The organism is Bryocella elongata, assembly GCF_900108185.1.
Lineage (GTDB): Bacteria > Acidobacteriota > Terriglobia > Terriglobales > Acidobacteriaceae > Granulicella > Granulicella elongata.
In genome coordinates this window covers 1,454,214-1,470,792 of record NZ_FNVA01000001.1, presented here as the reverse complement: position 1 = coordinate 1,470,792, position 16,579 = coordinate 1,454,214, and the positions used below count along the sequence as shown (strand labels likewise).

8 protein-coding genes and 4 pseudogenes are annotated in these 16,579 nt (G+C 58.8%); 7 read left to right on the top strand and 5 right to left on the bottom strand.

Features of this window, described 5'->3' with window-relative positions:
* Positions 1–270 precede the first annotated feature (270 nt).
* A complete protein-coding gene (locus tag C4S68_RS05740; protein WP_146072030.1) occupies positions 271–1,176 on the bottom strand; it encodes a hypothetical protein in 906 nt (301 codons plus the stop codon).
* A gap of 965 nt (positions 1,177–2,141) precedes the next feature.
* Between C4S68_RS05740 and C4S68_RS05735 the strand changes: the two genes are divergently transcribed.
* From C4S68_RS05735 to C4S68_RS23850, 5 genes and pseudogenes are all read left to right on the top strand, one after another.
* A complete protein-coding gene (locus C4S68_RS05735; RefSeq protein WP_160115016.1) occupies positions 2,142–5,558 on the top strand; it encodes a carboxypeptidase-like regulatory domain-containing protein in 3,417 nt (1,138 codons plus the stop codon).
* Positions 5,559–5,642: 84 nt separating this feature from the next.
* Entirely contained in the window at positions 5,643–7,001 is a 1,359-nt protein-coding gene (locus tag C4S68_RS05730) for a glycoside hydrolase family 27 protein (protein ID WP_235011384.1), read from the top strand.
* A 27-nt stretch (positions 7,002–7,028) separates the two neighbouring features.
* Positions 7,029–8,444 (top strand): glycoside hydrolase family 28 protein, encoded by a 1,416-nt coding sequence (locus tag C4S68_RS05725; RefSeq protein ID WP_103931966.1) that lies wholly within the window; start codon positions 7,029–7,031, stop codon positions 8,442–8,444.
* A gap of 172 nt (positions 8,445–8,616) precedes the next feature.
* Positions 8,617–9,375, top strand: a pseudogene (locus C4S68_RS23855) (glycoside hydrolase family 27 protein); the annotation flags it as partial.
* Positions 9,349–9,663, top strand: a complete 315-nt coding sequence (locus C4S68_RS23850) for a hypothetical protein (RefSeq protein WP_327333379.1) — start codon at positions 9,349–9,351, stop codon at positions 9,661–9,663. The pseudogene C4S68_RS23855 and the gene C4S68_RS23850, both read left to right, overlap by 27 nt.
* Before the next feature lie 505 nt (positions 9,664–10,168).
* Here C4S68_RS23850 and C4S68_RS23555 read toward each other — a convergent pair.
* From C4S68_RS23555 to C4S68_RS05695, 4 genes and pseudogenes are all read right to left on the bottom strand, one after another.
* Positions 10,169–11,215, bottom strand: a pseudogene (locus C4S68_RS23555) (outer membrane beta-barrel protein); the annotation flags it as partial.
* Between the two features lie 94 nt (positions 11,216–11,309).
* Positions 11,310–12,131 (bottom strand): annotated as a pseudogene (locus tag C4S68_RS23915) (TonB-dependent receptor domain-containing protein); the annotation flags it as partial.
* Positions 12,132–12,193: 62 nt separating this feature from the next.
* Positions 12,194–12,739 carry a hypothetical protein gene (locus C4S68_RS05700; RefSeq protein ID WP_103931963.1) on the bottom strand — a complete coding sequence of 182 codons (546 nt, stop codon included), beginning with the start codon at positions 12,737–12,739 and terminating at the stop codon, positions 12,194–12,196.
* A 66-nt stretch (positions 12,740–12,805) separates the two neighbouring features.
* Positions 12,806–13,869 (bottom strand): annotated as a pseudogene (locus tag C4S68_RS05695) (IS3 family transposase).
* A 127-nt stretch (positions 13,870–13,996) separates the two neighbouring features.
* On the opposite strand from C4S68_RS05695, the gene C4S68_RS05690 reads away from it, so the two are divergent.
* Positions 13,997–14,686, top strand: coding sequence for a response regulator transcription factor (locus tag C4S68_RS05690; RefSeq protein ID WP_103931962.1), 690 nt, complete (start codon positions 13,997–13,999; stop codon positions 14,684–14,686).
* Between the two features lie 36 nt (positions 14,687–14,722).
* A complete protein-coding gene (locus C4S68_RS05685) occupies positions 14,723–16,543 on the top strand; it encodes a sensor histidine kinase (RefSeq protein ID WP_103931961.1) in 1,821 nt (606 codons plus the stop codon).
* The last annotated feature ends 36 nt before the right edge of the window (positions 16,544–16,579 follow it).

Below are 16,579 nucleotides of genomic sequence, written 5' to 3'. Positions count from 1 at the left end.
CACCAAATCCTCAACTTCAACTTCGATTAGTTTTCGGGTTTTGGGTCACGGCACGTTGGGTTTATACCCGCTAACAGGAAGCCGTCGAACTGAGTGGTGGGTCTTTTACCGAACCCATTGGAGTGGAGAGCTTTCTGCGCAGCAACGAGTGCCTGCGGGAGTCCGATCGCCATAGTTTGGTTCCTCAACGCCGCTATCGGCGTGCCGGTGACGCCCTAAGGTCATTGCACTTCATCCCACGGACGCGTCCGAATTGAATTTGTTGTCCCACTAACCCTTCACAATTCGATAGGAGATGATCTCGGATCCGAGCGGAGTTCCGTTGAAACTTGAAATTCGCAGCAGCAACTGGAAATGTGGGAAGGTCTTCTGACGGAAGATCGCCTGCAGCTTTTCTAGGTTGTCTTCACTTGTCAGGAAGTCTCCGCCGGCTTCGGTTGCCTGTGAATCGCTTCCTGCCAGAATGAGCGCGTTGCCGGTATTTGTCGGGTTTGGGACGAACACGATGATGCAGTATGCCGTCCTTGCACCAGGAATTGACGAAAGTTCGTATTGGGGTTGCTCATTGCCATGCGGGTTATCCACGATCACGAGGGAGGGCGAGGAGTCCTGGGCTTCTTTGAAGTGGTACGCCAGCCGATCCTCATAGAGCTCCACCCAGGGATTGGACCGGCTACTGCCGACGAAGATCGTATTGTTCCAGCGCAGCCGGTGACCAGCGTATTCACGGGCAAACAGAAGGCGGGTGCCTTCATCGCCAGTCTCGAGTTCGGTGATCCTCCGCGCAACGCGAAAGTCTCCAACGCTGCCGGAGCTGTGCTTGAAGATCGCGGTGAGATCCTTTTGCTGCTGGCTGCGCGCGTCAATGGACAGGGGGTCTGGAGACTGGGCCGACCGGTAGCTGTAGTCGAGGTACTCGGCCAATGACAGCTTGCGATGGAGTATGTCCTGAGCAAACAGGAAGGAGTTGTCCGCAATGACGATTTCGGGGGCGAGCCCCCTTCCGAAGAAGTTTCCCCAGAAGGCGCGAAGGGCTGGCTGACTCTGCCATTTGTGGAGTGATGCCTGGGCCTGGTGATTGCGCCGCTCGCCGATGCCGGCCCAAATTGCGAGGCAAACGCTGAGGATCAGGAGAGACAGTGTCAGCGGGTGCCGAAGTACCTGAAGCCGCGGCACGACTGTCACCGGAACAGCGGCTGGCGGTTCCAGGGTAGATGGCCTCGAATCCGGCAGGAACTCCTCGGAGGGCGCTGTCTGGTCTACGGAAGGTTCGGGTGGATTTGCTTGGCGTATCCGAAATACGGGGATGTAGCTACCGCGGGGAATTTCGAAGACGAGTGGCTCCTCAACGCCTTCGCTTGTGAAGTACAGATCGATCCGTTTCCGTAGCTCCATCGCGTTGACGCGAACAATGTTGTCCTGCGAGGTGTCGTACGAGGGCGGACGCCCGAAGACGGCGATGCCGATCTGCTGTTCGGGCAGGTCCTCGGCTCCATGGAGGACGACCTCGTTTCCGACATAGATGAGGAACTCGCGGAGACGCATGGAGCGTCGAAACGGCGTGCTGTCAACCACCCTGTGCAACAGCCTCTCCCACTCAGATCTGGAGGGGCGGAAGGAGGTCTCGGGCGGATTGATGGGGCTGGTCAGCATCCGGATTCAGGCACAAAAAGCATAGCACTCGCGAAGTTGGCCTTGAAGTGCCAGCCCTTTCACCGTGAGAACTTGCTCCTCACTGGCTCGAATTCCCAGCTTTCTAAGCCTTCGTCGTTGATGGGCGGAGGAGGCGTTCGCTCGCGTCGCTGGAGGTCAAGGGACGGAGAATTGCTGGCTGGAAGAGGCGCTAGACCCCCTGCGCGTCTCGCTTTGCTTCGTGAGAGACAGCCGGCGATGCCCGAAGGACAGCGTGTGGTGAGTGAATCGGCCGCCGCCTCACCGTAAATTCACTTGCTACCTGTGTCGTCCAGGCAGGACGCTGCGTGGGCTGGAAAAACAACGATTCTCTCGTCGGCGAGTCTCCGCGAGCGCAGGGGGAGGGGCGGAAACAAGCGATGGGAATCAGGTTGGGTAATCAGCTGATTGGAACGGGTTCCTCCGCTCAACGGGAAAACGTTTCCACAGGCAAAAATTTGGAGGCACTCATGACCACGAAACATCGGCATTCTCGAAGGCGCCCCGCGCCAACTCTCTGGAAGGCGAGCATCGCAATCCTGTACGCGTTAGTCCTCATGCCAATGCGGCAGATCGTCGCGCAGGCCGTTTCCTCGGCAAAAATGCATGGCACGATCACAGACAATACCGGTGCGGTGGTTAGCGGAGCATCGGTTACCGCCACCCAGACCGCCTCAGGCGCGACCGTCACTGCGGTGACGGGTGACGACGGGAGCTACGTCCTGTCCAATCTGCCGGTTGGGGCCTACACCGTCAAGGTGGTGGCTGCCGGATTTCAGGTGTACAGCCGGACCGGCCTCGTCCTCGAGGTATCCAACGACGCAGAGGTGGATGCTCCTCTCACGGTAGGCTCCACGCAGATTACTGTCACAGTCGACGCGACGGCAGCCCAGGTGCAGACCGAGGACACGTCGATCTCCACCGTGGTCGATCAGAACCGTGTTGTCGACCTTCCACTGAACGGGCGGAATGCGGCAAACCTGGTGCTGCTTTCGGGCGCCTCCGCACCAACGGTCAATGGCAATATGACCAGCACGAAGAGCTACGGCAGCACCGGGACCAGCGCGATCGGAGGTTCTCTCAATATCGCGGTAGCAGGTGGGCAGGGCAACCAGATCAACTACCTTCTGGATGGTGGTGATCACAACGACTCCTTCTCGAACGTGAACATGCCGTTCCCGTTTCCCGACGCCCTCCAGGAGTTCAGCGTCCAGACGACGGGTATGTCCGCCCAATATGGTGTGCACCCCAGCGCGGCGGTGAACATCGTGACCAAGTCCGGCAGCAACCAGTGGCACGGCGGGGCGTTTGAGTTTCTCCGCAACAGCTATGCAAATGCCAACAACCGTATCAACGGTTACACGGATCTGAAGCGGAACCAGTTCGGCGGATACTTTGGCGGGCCAATCCTCCGCGACAAGCTCTTCTTTTTCGGTGGATACCAGCACACCGCTTTGCGCATCGCTCCTGCCACGACATCGTCCTTCGTTCCGACCGCGGCAATGCTCGCCGGAAACTTCACTCCCTATCTGCAGTATCAGCAGAGTCTGAGCGCGACGAACACCTGCCCCGCCCTACTTGCTTCCGCCGGATTTACCTACAACGCCACAACCTGCACCGCCACGATAAGCACAACCCTCTTCAGCCCTGCGGCTGTCGCATTGATGAAGTACCTGCCTACGGCGTCCACGCAGAATGCTGCAGGTCTGGTGTCTTACTCCGTCCCCGCTCCTCAGGATGAGAACCAGTGGATCGGGCGTCTCGACTACAACCTGAACTCGCGTCATAGCGTGTTTGCTCGCTACTTCATGACGAACTACTACCAGAAGGCGATCTTCAACGGGAACCTGCTGAATGCCGTCAATCCAGGCCTCAAGGACCGGGGTAAGTACCTTACGCTGGGCGATACATACGTCATCAGCCCGCGCATGACGAACGCACTCCGCGCTGCTGTGACCCGGCTGGCCATCGCTCGCGGCGCCCCTGGTGATCTGATCTCGCCCGCAACGCTGGGCACGAATGTCTTCTCGTCGGTGCCGAACTATATCTATCTGAACGTGAGTGGGGCCTTTACTGCATCCTGCGGAAGCTGCGCTCCAACGCACTACGTTACCAACCACTACCAGGCAGCAGACGACCTCTCCATTCAGAAGGGAAGCCACTTTATCCAGTTGGGCTTCGACTATATCCATGAAGAGCTCAACCTTGCGGGCCTGAATACCGAGAATGGTCAGTTCACGTTCAACGGATCCTACTCAGGACTTGGATTGGCTGACCTGCTTCTCGGCGCGCCCAACACGTTCTCGCAAGGCTATGGCCCGGGAGCTGCCGCGCACCTGCGCTACAACTACTTCGGCTACTACGTTCTGGACACCTGGCATGCTTCGAAGAAGCTGACCATCAATGCAGGTCTGCGCTGGGAGCCTTGGTTCCCGGAGTATGAGAAGAACAATATCGGCGGAGAGTTTAGCCCCGCGGCATTCGCCTCCAATACCGTCTCGTCGGTCTACACGAACGCTCCTGCAGGCATCGTCTTCTACGGTGACAAGGGTGTGAAGCCGGGCTTTATTAACTCTCGCTTCACCAACTTCTCGCCAAGGGCAGGATTTGCCTTCGATCCGAAGGGGAATGGGATGTCGAGTATCCGCGGTTCGTACACGCTGACGTTCGAGGCGCCCGAGCTCTATTACGATTCGGGATTCCCGGGCAATTCTCCGAATGCTTCGGCCCAGTCCTTCACGGTGGACAACTCAACAAATGAGACAGATTCCGTGAAGTCCTTCGACAATCCGTGGAAGAAGATTACGGGTGGCAATCCTTATCCCACGCAGTATCCCGCACCCAGCACCGCTGCATTTCCTGCCACGAACGTATCCACCGGCTACTACCCCAGCAACCTTCGCCGCACGTATATGCACCAGTACAACTTCAGCTACCAGAATCAGGTCTCGACGAACTGGCTGGCATCGTTGAGCTACATCGGTACCAGCACGATCCATCTCTGGGGCTTTCAGCCGTACAACTACGCAACGCCCGCGGCGACGCCCACCGGAGCTGCTGCGACGACGAACAACACCTCCCAGCGCTACATCCTGTATCGTGCCGCAATCGCGAACGGCACGACGGCCGGAACTCGCTATGGCGCATTCAGTGGAACAGCGGACTATGGCATGGCGAACTTCAACGGGGTCGTCGCTACGATCAACCGGCGATTCACACATAACTACTCGGTGCTGCTGAACTACACCTGGTCGCATTGCCTTTCGAATATGAACTACACCGGAGACAACACGCCTCCGGCGCAGGATCCGACCAATCACGCTGCAGAGTATGGCAGCTGCAACTTTGACACGACTCATAACCTGACCATCTCCGGAGTTGCGTCCACGCCAAAGCTTCACGCACATCTACTGAACACTGCACTTGGCGCATGGCAGCTAAGCCCACTGGTCACCTATCGCACAGGAATGCCCTACACCGTGACGGATGGTACAGATCGTTCGCTAACGGCTATTGGCCAGGATCGGCCAAACCTTGTTGCTGGGCAGAGTTTGTATGCGAAGAACTTGTTCCCGGCAGCGGGCGTGAAGCCGCTGTGGATCAATGCTTCTGCGTACTCACTGCAGACACTGGGAACGTTTGGCAATGAGCGGCCACTGCAGGCGCGTGGGCCGGGCTTCGCCAACGTGGATCTTGCGATCAGCAAGCGCTTTCCGATTCTGGAGCGCGCGCAGCTTGAGCTTCGCGGCGAAGCATTCAACGTTCTCAACCATCCGAACTACGCGAACCCAAATACGGCTATCAGTTCGAGCTCAACCTTCGGCCGCATTACCGCGACCGCGAACGATGCTCGCTTACTGCAGATTGCAGCAAAGGTCACGTTCTAGCATCTCTCCGATCCCAGCGCGTGAGGCTCGCGCGCTGGGAACTTTTTCCGATTGATGCTGCTTATAAGACTTCCGGAGGTCCGGTTGCGGTTCTGGTATGTCGCTGTCTTCATGATGTTCTTTGGGGGGACCGGCATCTCGCCGGCACAGGCTCCATCCGTCCTGGCGCCGCGCCCCCCGATGGGCTGGAATAGCTGGGATGCGTACGGACTCACCATCACCGAGGCGCAATTTCGCGAGAACGTCAACGTGCTCGCAGCGAAGCTGAAACCCTTCGGCTGGCAGTACGCGGTTATCGATGAAGGTTGGTTCCTGAAGAATCCTCACGATCTCAAACCGCCTGGCAAAGCGATCTATGAGATCGACGCGAACGGCCGCTATAACCCGGTGCCTGAGCGCTTTCCTTCGGCCGTTGTCGATGGAAAGAATCAGGGCTTTCGCGCATTGGGGGACTATGTGCATGCGCAGGGACTGAAGTTTGGCATCCACATTGTCCGCGGGATCCCAAGAGAGGCTGTGCGGCAGGACCTTCCCGTGGCAGGCAGTCGATTCCACGCGAGGGATGTTGCGGATACAACCGACGCCTGCCCCTGGGACCCGACCAACTGGGGAGTTCGCGATACACCGGCGGGCCAGGCTTGGTACGACGCGCTCCTTGCACAGTATGCCGATTGGGGCGTCGATTTTCTCAAGGTCGACTGCATCTCCGATCACCCTTACAAGCCTGCCGAGATTCACATGATTCACAATGCGATCGTGAAGACTGGCCGTCCGATCATTCTTAGTCTGTCGCCTGGGCCGACCTCTCCGGGAATCGTGAACGAGCTGATTCCGTACGCGCAGATGTGGCGGATCTCAGATGATGTGTGGGACTTCTGGAAGAATCTGCGCCATGCACCACGCAGCGTCCACGATCAGTTCGAGCTTGCGGCGGCGTGGGCGCCCTATGCTCATGCAGGAGCATGGCCTGATGCGGACATGCTTCCAGTGGGCTATCTCGGTCCTGAGCCGGGCGATGGTGAGGCTCGACCTACGCGTCTGACACCGGGCGAGCAGAGATCGATGGTCACACTATGGGCCATGATGCGTTCTCCCCTCATCATCGGCGCGAACCTGACCAGGCTGGATGAATGGACGACAGGCCTCCTGACAAATGCAGACGTCATTGCGGTCGATCAGTACGCCCACGATCAACGCCAGGTAGCGCGGGAAGGGGACACGGTCGCATGGACTGCACTTGGCAGGAATGGCGTTCGGTACCTCGCGTTGTTCAACCTGAATGACGGGAACAAGACGATCGCCCGGAGTTACGGATTTTATAATCTTCCCCCGGGAAGCTACAGTAGCCGCGAGCTATGGTCCAATGAAGCTCGCGTGCGAAGTGACTCCATCAACGTGACATTGCCAGCACACGGCTGCATCCTTCTCGAGCTGAAGCGTTAGCCGTTTGAAGGGAATCTCAGGAGGCCTATGGCCACACGTAGATCGTTTCTGTTCAGCTCACTGTCCCTCGGCGCGGTAGCTGGTATGCCTTCGTTCGCGCAGTCCATGTTGAGTCACGAGGTGAATGTGCTCTCGTTTGGTGCCGTGGGGGACGGCGTTATGCTCGATACCGCCGCCATCCAGCGCGCGATCGATACGACAGCTGCGTCAGGTGGTGGTCGGGTCGTTGTGCCTGGCGGCAAGCAGTTCCTCACCGGCGCACTGATGTTGAAGAGCAACGTGGACCTTCATCTTGCAGACGACGGGGCGCTGCTCGCTAGTCCGGACGCGGCTCACTATCCATATAAGAGGAATTCCGGCGTCATCAATGCGGATGGGGCCAGCAACGTGCACATCAGCGGCACAGGGCACGTGGATGGCCAGGGCATGAAGTTCATGGGCAAGTACTCGCCCTTCGATGAGAGATGGGAGCCGCTTCCATTCCGTCCGAGGATGTTTCATCTCCGTGGATGCACCGGCCTTGAGATCTCGGGCATCTCTTTCGGACACTCGCCAGAGTGGGGACTCCACACGCTGGGGTGTGAGCACGTGTTGGTCGACGGCATCCGGATCCGTAATTATCTCGATGTCCCGAACTGCGATGGCATCGATCCCGATCGTTGCCGCGATATGGAGATCAAAAACTGCGACTTGGTCTGTGCCGATGATGGCATCGTCATCAAGACGAGTGAGCAGAAGGACGAAGACTACGGCCCGGCGCACAACATCACGGTGCGGGACTGCTCGGTCACCTGCCGGGACAGCGGTATCAAGATCGGGACGGAGACCTTCGGAGATATCTCGAAGATTCTCTTTGAGCGTTGCCGCATCGTCTCCGGCGGCCGCGGGCCAACGATCACGCATCGCCAGCCCGGCAATATTCAGGACGTCGAGTTCCGCGACATCGACTTCCTCGCACAGCATCACGCGGCCCGCTGGTGGGGCTGGGGTGAAGCTGCATCGGTGACGGTGTGGCCACGCACGCTGAATGGCAAGACAGGATCGTTGAGCAACATCCGATTCAAGAACGTGCGCGGCGTTGCAGAGAACAGCTTCCGAATCGATGCCCATCCGGAGATGCCCGTCAGGAACGTGCTGCTTGAGAACTGCTCGGTCAAGATCGACCGATGGACGCAGTATCCGGGCGGGAGATTCGACAATCGTCCCACGCGACCGGATGACCCGATGCGTGAGCCTGGCGGCCTCGAGAAGCACGATACGCCATCGTATTTTCTGCGCAACGTGCAGGGGGCCGTCGTGCGAAACTGCATCGCCGAATGGGGACTTCATCAGAGCGACGCTTTCAGTTATGCCCTGGAGGCACAGAACGTATCCGGTCTGAAGCTTGAAAACTTCAAGGGCAAGTCGGCGCGTCCTGGCATGCCGGCTACGTCCATTCACTAGAAAGGTATCAATGCGAAACGGTCTCACTGTACTTCTCGCTCTCGTCCTGCTCCCCACATCTGCACGACCGCAGAGCCACGGCGAGGTTTCGCTTGCTGCTACGCCTCCCATGGGCTAGAACTCGTGGAACTGGTTCGCGGAGAAGGTTACCGACAAGGATGTTCGTCGGGCTGCGGACCTGCTTGTGTCCTCTGGCATGCGCGACGCGGGGTATGTCTACGTCAATATCGACGACACGTGGGAGGGCACTCGCGACAAGGACGGCGTGCTGCACAGCAACGATAAATTTCCGGACATGAAGGCGCTGGCGGACTACGTCCACAGCAAGGGACTGAAGCTGGGCATCTACAGCTCACCCGGCCCGAATACCTGTGCGCGCTTCGACGGAAGCATGGGGCATGAAACTCAGGACGCGGAGCTCTATGCTTCCTGGGGCATCGATTATCTGAAGTATGACCTGTGCAGTTATCACAACGGTGTTATGCGCAAGACTTATCCGGGCGATGATGCTGAGTCGCAACGCAAGCAGTTCGCAATGATGCGCGACGCCTACGAGAGAATGCACCAGGCTCTCCTCAAGACCGGCAGGCCGATCGTTTATAGCCTTTGCCAGTATGGTTTTGATTCGGTGTGGCAGTGGGGCCCAGAGGTCGGCGCGAACTTATGGCGTACTACCGGAGACATCTCTCCCAACTTCGATCGCATCTCGCTGATCGGCCGCGAGCAAGCCGGGCTAGCGCGATACGCAGGACCCGGCCACTGGAACGATCCGGACATGCTTGAGGTGGGCAACGGTAAATTGACGCTGGATGAGAACCGCACTCACATGGGCATGTGGGCGATGCTCGCTGCGCCATTGCTCGCTGGAAACAACCTCTCGCAGCTCACTCCGGAATTGACATCGATCCTAACCAATCGCGAAGTTGTCGCGATCGATCAAGACTCGCTCGGGAAGCAGGCCGATCGGATCTACGCGGAAGGGCCCGTCGAAATCTGGGCTCGCCCGCTGGCTGATGGAAGCAAGGCTCTTGCGATCTTCAACTTCGGCGAACAACGTTCGTATCTTCGAGGAATCTCGCTGCATCTCGAAGAGGCTGGCGCTGCGGCTAGCTGGCATGCACGAGATATTTGGATGGCGAAGGACTTGGGACAGATCTCCGACTCGAACGCCTTCACGATCCCACGGCACGGCTCGATCCTCTTGCGCTTGTCGAAGTAGTTCTGCGATGGCAAGGTCGCGGCCGTATGAGAGCGCATCGAAACGCGAGCGATTACCAGCGATGACGCACTGGACGCCGCAGACGCGCGCCGGAGAGATGAAATGCTTCGTTCCGCACTACTTCTCGGATACCAGTATTCAGGGCTTTCGCGGCTCTCACTTTCTCAGCGGCAGCTGTGTGCCTGATTACGGCAGCGTTACATTGATGACGTCCGTGGGAGCGATGAAGACTTCGGCCGTCGACCGAGCTTCGTTTCGATCGCACCACCGAGCGTGCAACACCATATTCCTACGAGGTTGATTTGGAGGATGCCGTCTATGGGGCGTTACTCTCGACACTGCATGCGCCATGCTCCTTCTCATTTCCCCATGTGACGCGCCAGTCCCGGCCTGTGGCAGAGTCTGAACGTTTTCCTCATACGCAAGCCCATGGGCTTCAATGAAGGTACCCGGTCCGTGGGGAAGGGGCTGCACTCGCCTTGTCCAGTAACTGGATCCGCACATGTCAGAAAGAGAATGCCGCCTGAATATAGACACGGCGAGCCGCTGAGCCAGTGCTGTAAGCGCCTCCGATGAGCGAGGTAGGGCGGTCGAAGTAGGGTGAACCGAGGACACCGATGGGGACGCCGTAGTTGATGTTGTTGAAGAGGTTGAGCGCCTGGACGCTGAAACGCAGGCCATATTTTCCACCCGGCTCTTTAGCCCCGGAGGAGGTAGAGGGTACGTTGCCGGCCAAGCTTCCTCCACCGGGCCCGCGATCTCCTCGGGTGGTTGTGCTCGTTGGAGCGGTCGTCACGGAGGCATCATCGGCGGCTCCGTTTGACGCGGTCTTGCCCCCAAACGTGAACCCCCGGCTCATGCGCAGATTTACGGCGAACGATGAGGGGCTGGTTCCGAGGTTCACTGGGATGAGTTGTTCGCCGGGCAGTGCGGCGCTATCAAGGAGACCGAATGGAGTGGCGACCTGATTGGCTGCGGGCGTGGCTGCGGTCGCGTAGGTGGGCCGCTGATTGAAGAGGTTATTGAGCGGGTCGGCGGCGAGAGTGATGTTAAAGGGGCGTCCTGACTGGGCAATGACGAAGGGGTTGAAGGAGAGCCCCCATGGGCCATCGTAGGTTCCGGTGAGGAAGGCTACGTGCTTGAAGACGAAGCCGGCGGGGCCGAGATCCTGGTCGAGGTTGTAGGCGTTGGAGACGAAGTTGCTGCCAGAGGCTCCTGCGCCGTTGCTGGTGGCTTTGGAGTAGGTGTAGAAGCCGCTGAGTGCAAGCTTTTGGCTCAGGCGGGTTTTGACGCTGGTAATGATCTGATTCTGTTTGAACATGGCCTCCGGAAAATACTCGTAGAGATAGCCTGGCGAAGTTGTTTGTGCCGGGCCTCCGATGGCCTGATCGGCGTTGCGAATGACATGTTGGTGGACTCCGAAGGAATGGAGATAGGTGACGGTGACGCTGGTTTCCGCGAGCAACTGGCGGTCGATGCCCGCTCCTGACTGCTCGGTGTAGGAGGCATGGTAGTTGGGGTGCGATGCGATAGCGGATGGGCGGTGCGGTGGTGGATGTGCCGCTGGTGCAGGTGGTCATGTCGATCGCTTCGAGCGAAGTTGCGATGGACTTGCACGTCGGATTGGTGAGGACGATCTGACGAACACCGTTGGAGCGGTTGACAGTTAACAGGTTGGTGGTGGGGAGCCGGTCGTAAGAGATCCCGTAGCCCGCGCGAAGTACCGTTTTGATTTTTCGGCCATTGCGTCCGTCGAGAGCGTAAACGATGGCAACGCGTGGAGCCCAGTCGTTGTGGTCGGCGATGTGGTTCTGGGCTTCCCAACGGATGCCTGCTGAGAGGGTGACGCGCTGGTTGACGCGGAGGTCGTCCTGGAGGAAGAGGGCGGCGTCGAAGACGTTGGCGACAGCGGAGGGGTTGCCACTGGTATAGCTTGCGGAGGAGGGAGCGAAGCCCTGCGCGGCGAGGCTATTGAAGGTCTGTCCGCTGGCGAGGCCGTTGGCTACCTGCTCGTAGACCGTACTAGAGGAGTAAGTCATCGCACCGATGGTGCGGGGTGAGAAATCGAAGCGGCCATTGAAGTTGGAGGTGCTCTTATTCGCGTCGCGGTTGTCGCGGAGGCGCGTGCCGACAATGATGGAGTGTCTCTTCATGCTGAGCGTGCTGAAGTCTTGGAACTCGAGCGCAAGGCGGTGGTCCTGGCTGGTCTGGCCTGTGAAGCCTCCTCCGACGAAATCGCCTGCAACCCCGATGGTGCGGGCCGTGGAGTCGGCGTAGTGGTTCTCGTCATGACGTTCGAACTGGAAACGACTTTCGTTGATGAAGTGGTCGTTGACGACGGAAGTGCTTGAGAGCTGTATCGTGTGGTCGGAGTTTGATTCGTGGGTTGAGCCGCTGGAGAGGGTGCCGGGGCCGGAGTCGAGATTGCCCTTTTCGTTCTCATACCAGAAACCGTAGCGAGCGGTCATGGTGGTCTTCTTTGCGAGTTGCCAATCGAAGCGCAGCGAGGCATTGTCGCGAATATGCGGGCTCAGCAGCTTACGGGAGAGTTGACGTTGTCCACGTAAACGCCGGCGCTGTTAGGCAGCACTGCATCGGGAATGACCCAGGTGTTGACGCTTTGCTGCTCGCGAGCATCGACGTTCAAGGCGAAAGACGCGCCTTTCGAGAGGGCACCGCTGAGCGAACCGCTGAATTGGTAGCTGTAATAGTCGGGAATGCTGGTGGTAAAAGGGTCACCTGTGTTGAAGGACTTATCATTGCCTTGCAGAAGAGCCTGTCCGTGGAGCTTTTCGGTCCCGGGCTTGGTGAGGATCTCGATGCGTCCGTAGCCAAGTCGATCGAATTGGGCAGAGAAGGGGTTTTTGTTGACGCGGATGGCCAGGATGGATGACTTGGGAGGAAGTTCGCCTCCGCTGAAGCCGTCGACAAAAACTTCGCCGCTATTGGGGCCAGTGGATGGTCCCGACAATGCGGAAACCTCGTTTGCCAGTTCGTCGGGATCGTCGACCAGCGCGTCTAGATCATCGCCCTTCAACACGATCGCGCTTGCGTTCCCACCCGCCTCGGTATTCACCTGGGGTCATCGTCAGTCACCATCACACTGACTTGGCATGCCCGATCTTTTGTGCCGTTGGAAGAGTTAGTGTAGCGCAGCTATTTCTGAGTTCAGATAGCCGCCGTCGGGGGTGTGGAGACATGGGAAGCGCATAGCGGTTTCTACTTCTCCATGCCCCATGTTCTTTGTCAGCCATGCCTCCGGTGCTGGTGACCTGTAACCCAGCGAGGAGTGCGGTCTGACTGTGTTGTAGTGCACGCGCCAGCGTTCGGCCAGCACGCGCAGTTCTTTGACCGAGTAGAAGATCTCGCCGTTCAGGAACTCGTCTCTGATCTTGGAGTTGAAGCTCTCGCAGTAGCCGTTCTCCCACGGCGATCCTGGCTCGCTGGACCAGCGGCGTTCTGCACGCACCAGCAGGCTCTTGCGCGTGTGCTCGTCGATCAGGTTGAGAAGCCGTACTCTGCGGCCATCATGCGTCCGTGCGCTGACGAAGTCGTAACTCCACACATGGTTCCGCCGCTCCGGCCTTAGTCGCACGTACGAACCATCGTTGAGCCACAGACGTCCTCGTGGCTTCTGCTTCTGTGGAACCTTCAGCCCTTCGCGACGCCAGATACGCTCTACACGGTCCTTGCCCACTCGCCAACCAGCTCGCTGCAGCAACGCCGTGATCCGGGGATAGCCATAACGGCCGTACTGGCTGGCAAGCTGGATGATCGCCTGCGTGAGTGCATCTTCGTCTTCACGCCGGATCGCACGATAGCGCTGTGTGCCGCGAGGCTGGTTGGCCAACCGGCACGCCCTGCGCTCCGTCATCCCATGCTGCTGCTGCGCATGATCTGCTGCGATCCGTCGTCGCTCAGGGCTCAGAAGTTTCCCGAGGCGAAGTCCTTCAACACAAGGTTGTCCAGGCTCAGGTTCGCCACCAGACGCTTCAGCTTCGAGTTCTCCTGCTCAAGCTCCTTCAGCCGCTTCGCCTGGTCCACCTGCAGCCCGCCGTACTCCTTACGCCAACGGAAGTACGTCTGCTCCACGATCCCGGCTTCCTTCGATGCCTGCGCAGTCGTCTTCCCATTCGCCACGGCCACTTCGATCTGCCGCAACAAATTTACCACCTGCTCTGGCTGATACTTCTTGCCCCGTCCCATACGCTCTCCTTGTCCAGGGTCTCTCTTCTCCACTGGCACAGTTCACGCCGGGCACGCCAACTCATTGTCAGCTCTTCAAGAATGGCCGGTGTTGATTCTTTCCCGATCTGCCTGATAATGGTTGCCTATGGGCATCATTGTGTTGATTGAAGATGACACCCGCATTCAAAGGGCGTTGCGCCGTCTGTTTGAAGGGGAGAACTATGAAGTCCAAGTCCTCAATGACGGTGTGAATGCGAAAGAGGCAACGAGCGCCGTCGGGGTGGAGGCTGTTGTGCTTGACCTGATGCTGCCGAAGATCTCAGGGCGTGAGGTGTGCCGAAGCATCAAAGACCGGCAGCCGAATCTGCCGGTTGTCATTCTGAGCGCGGTGAGCGAGGTCGCGGACAAAGTCCTGCTATTGGAACTGGGCGCAGACGACTACATGACGAAGCCGTTCAGCCCGCGGGAGCTGCTGGCAAGGGTGCAGGCCGCGATACGGCGATGCAATCGAATGGGTGTGAAGCCTTCGGCCCCCAAGGGATTTGGAGATGTCATCGTCGATTTGGAGCAGATGGAAGTCGTGCGGGCGGGACGGCTGGTAAGCCTGACAGCCCAGGAGTTTAAGCTGCTGCGATATTTCTTCGAGAACCCCACGCGGGTTATCTCCCGCCAGCAGCTCCTGACCGAAGTGTGGGGATACGAGTCCTACCCGACGACAAGAACTGTGGATAATCAAATCCTGAAGTTGCGGCAAAAGCTCGAACCGAATCCCACGGAACCTCGATATCTGAGAACGATACACGGCGCTGGCTACAAGTTCGTTCCGGAAGGCTGAGCCCCGGGGCCTCTGGCGACCGCAGACAGGAGCAAGATGAGTCGAGGACGACTGGGTATCCGGCAAAGTCTGTTCTTCGTGCTGCTGGCTATCGTTGTTGCGATGACTTCGTTGTTTCTGGTGTTGGCTGGCTTCACGGTAAACCGGCAGGTGGCGCGCACCTCTTTGGCCGAGATGGCCCATTCACGAGACACCTTTCAGGCAATCGAACAGCAAAGGCAGGACCTGCTCCTTCGCCAGACAGCCCTGTTGTCCGAGATGCCTAGCCTGAAGGCCTTGATGACCACCCACGATCAGCCCACGATCGTCGATGCGGGCAAGACGTTCTGGGAGACGAGCGGCAGCGACATCTTTGCGCTGATGCGTCCGGATGGGACACTCCTGGCAGTCTACTCCCATGGTCATTCCATCGCGCTTGACGATTGCGCGGCGGCTTTGGGCCGCTCCCGCGATATTCCTTACCAGACTACGCTCATCTTCAGCTCGGGGCATCTGTTTGAGGTCGCCACCGAACCTATCTCCTTTGCTGCGGGAGAAGAGCGCCGTGTGCTGGGGTATGTCAGCAGTGGGTATGAGTTGAACGATCATCTGGCACGGATGATCGAGCGATCGCCGGCTGGACAGGTTGTTTTCGCAACTTCGGAGAGGGTGATCGCGTCGACGCTGGATGAGGCCGAGGCGCGAAGGCTTTCCCGCGCCGTTATGGCAGGCCTGACGCGGGGTGAGCGTACGAATCCCGTGAAGCTCGGGAACGACAGTTACATGACCTCTTCGCTTCTACTTCAGGGCGCGACGGACACGACGCCGTCGATCTATCTTGTCTTATTGCAATCGGACAAAGAGCAGACCGCCCTGCTGCGGCAACTCAACGTCGGCATTCTAGCCATCGGTTTGTCGCTTCTGCTGGTTGGCGGTGGCATGGCGCTCGCGCTCGCGGGGACTGTTACACGACCGCTGGACGCATTGCTGCAAAGTACGCGGCAGATGGGGCGCGGAGAAACGATCGCTCCGGTGCCGGCAACTGGACCCCAGGAGTTGCGTGAGCTTCGCGAGTCGTTTGAGAAGATGCACGCCGCGGTGCTGTCCAGCCAAGCCAAACTGATCGAGGGCGAGCGGCAGGCCACGATTGGTCGCCTGGCGAGCTCCATTTCGCATGATCTGCGTCACTATCTCTCGCCCATCTACGCGAATGCCGAGTTTCTTTCCTCGAGCACGCTGTCTCTCGAGGAGCGCACAGAGTTGCTTGGCGAGATTACAGAATCGGCGCGAGGCATGACGGAGCTGCTCGATGCCATCCTCACCTTCGGCCGGACGGGCATCGCGGTGCAGCTTGCACCAGATTCGATCACGGCGGCGGTACAGCGGGCCCTGGCAATGATTCAACCGCACCCCGATGCGCGCGGCGTTGCCGTTGAAGCCGGCGAGTTTTGCGAGTTGACAGGGGTAATCGATGGCAAAGAGCTGCAGCGGGCGGTCTATAACTTGCTCCTGAATGCGTGCCAGGCTGCACGGCGCTCCTCATTCCCGCCGGCGATAGGCGTCGTGCTCCAGCAGGAAGTCGACGAGAACGGTAACGCGGTCGCTGCCATCCGAATACGCGATAACGGCGAAGGTGTTCGCGAGGAGATAGCTCTTCGTCTGTTCGAGCCGTTTGTCAGCGCAGGCAAAGAGAGCGGCATTGGCCTCGGTCTGGCCATCGTCAAGCGCATCGTTGAAGCGCATGGGGGAGCAGCCGGAATGCGGCGTATCGAAGACGGTGCTTCAGGCTGGCAAACGGAGTTTTTCCTGCTCATTCCATCTGACCCCTCCCTGGCCGCTGTCGTTGAACGTGAAGCCTCCTTGGGAGTAACGCCATGAGTCGCATCCCAATGAAGATCTGCCGCCATCAGTTGT

Coding starts and splice junctions, on each gene's coding strand:
- C4S68_RS05735 (WP_160115016.1), top strand. CDS start 2,142: ATGACCACGAAACATCGGCATTCTCGAAGGCGCCCCGCGCCAACTCTC.
- C4S68_RS05725 (WP_103931966.1), top strand. CDS start 7,029: ATGGCCACACGTAGATCGTTTCTGTTCAGCTCACTGTCCCTCGGCGCG.
- C4S68_RS05690 (WP_103931962.1), top strand. CDS start 13,997: ATGGGCATCATTGTGTTGATTGAAGATGACACCCGCATTCAAAGGGCG.
- C4S68_RS05685 (WP_103931961.1), top strand. CDS start 14,723: ATGAGTCGAGGACGACTGGGTATCCGGCAAAGTCTGTTCTTCGTGCTG.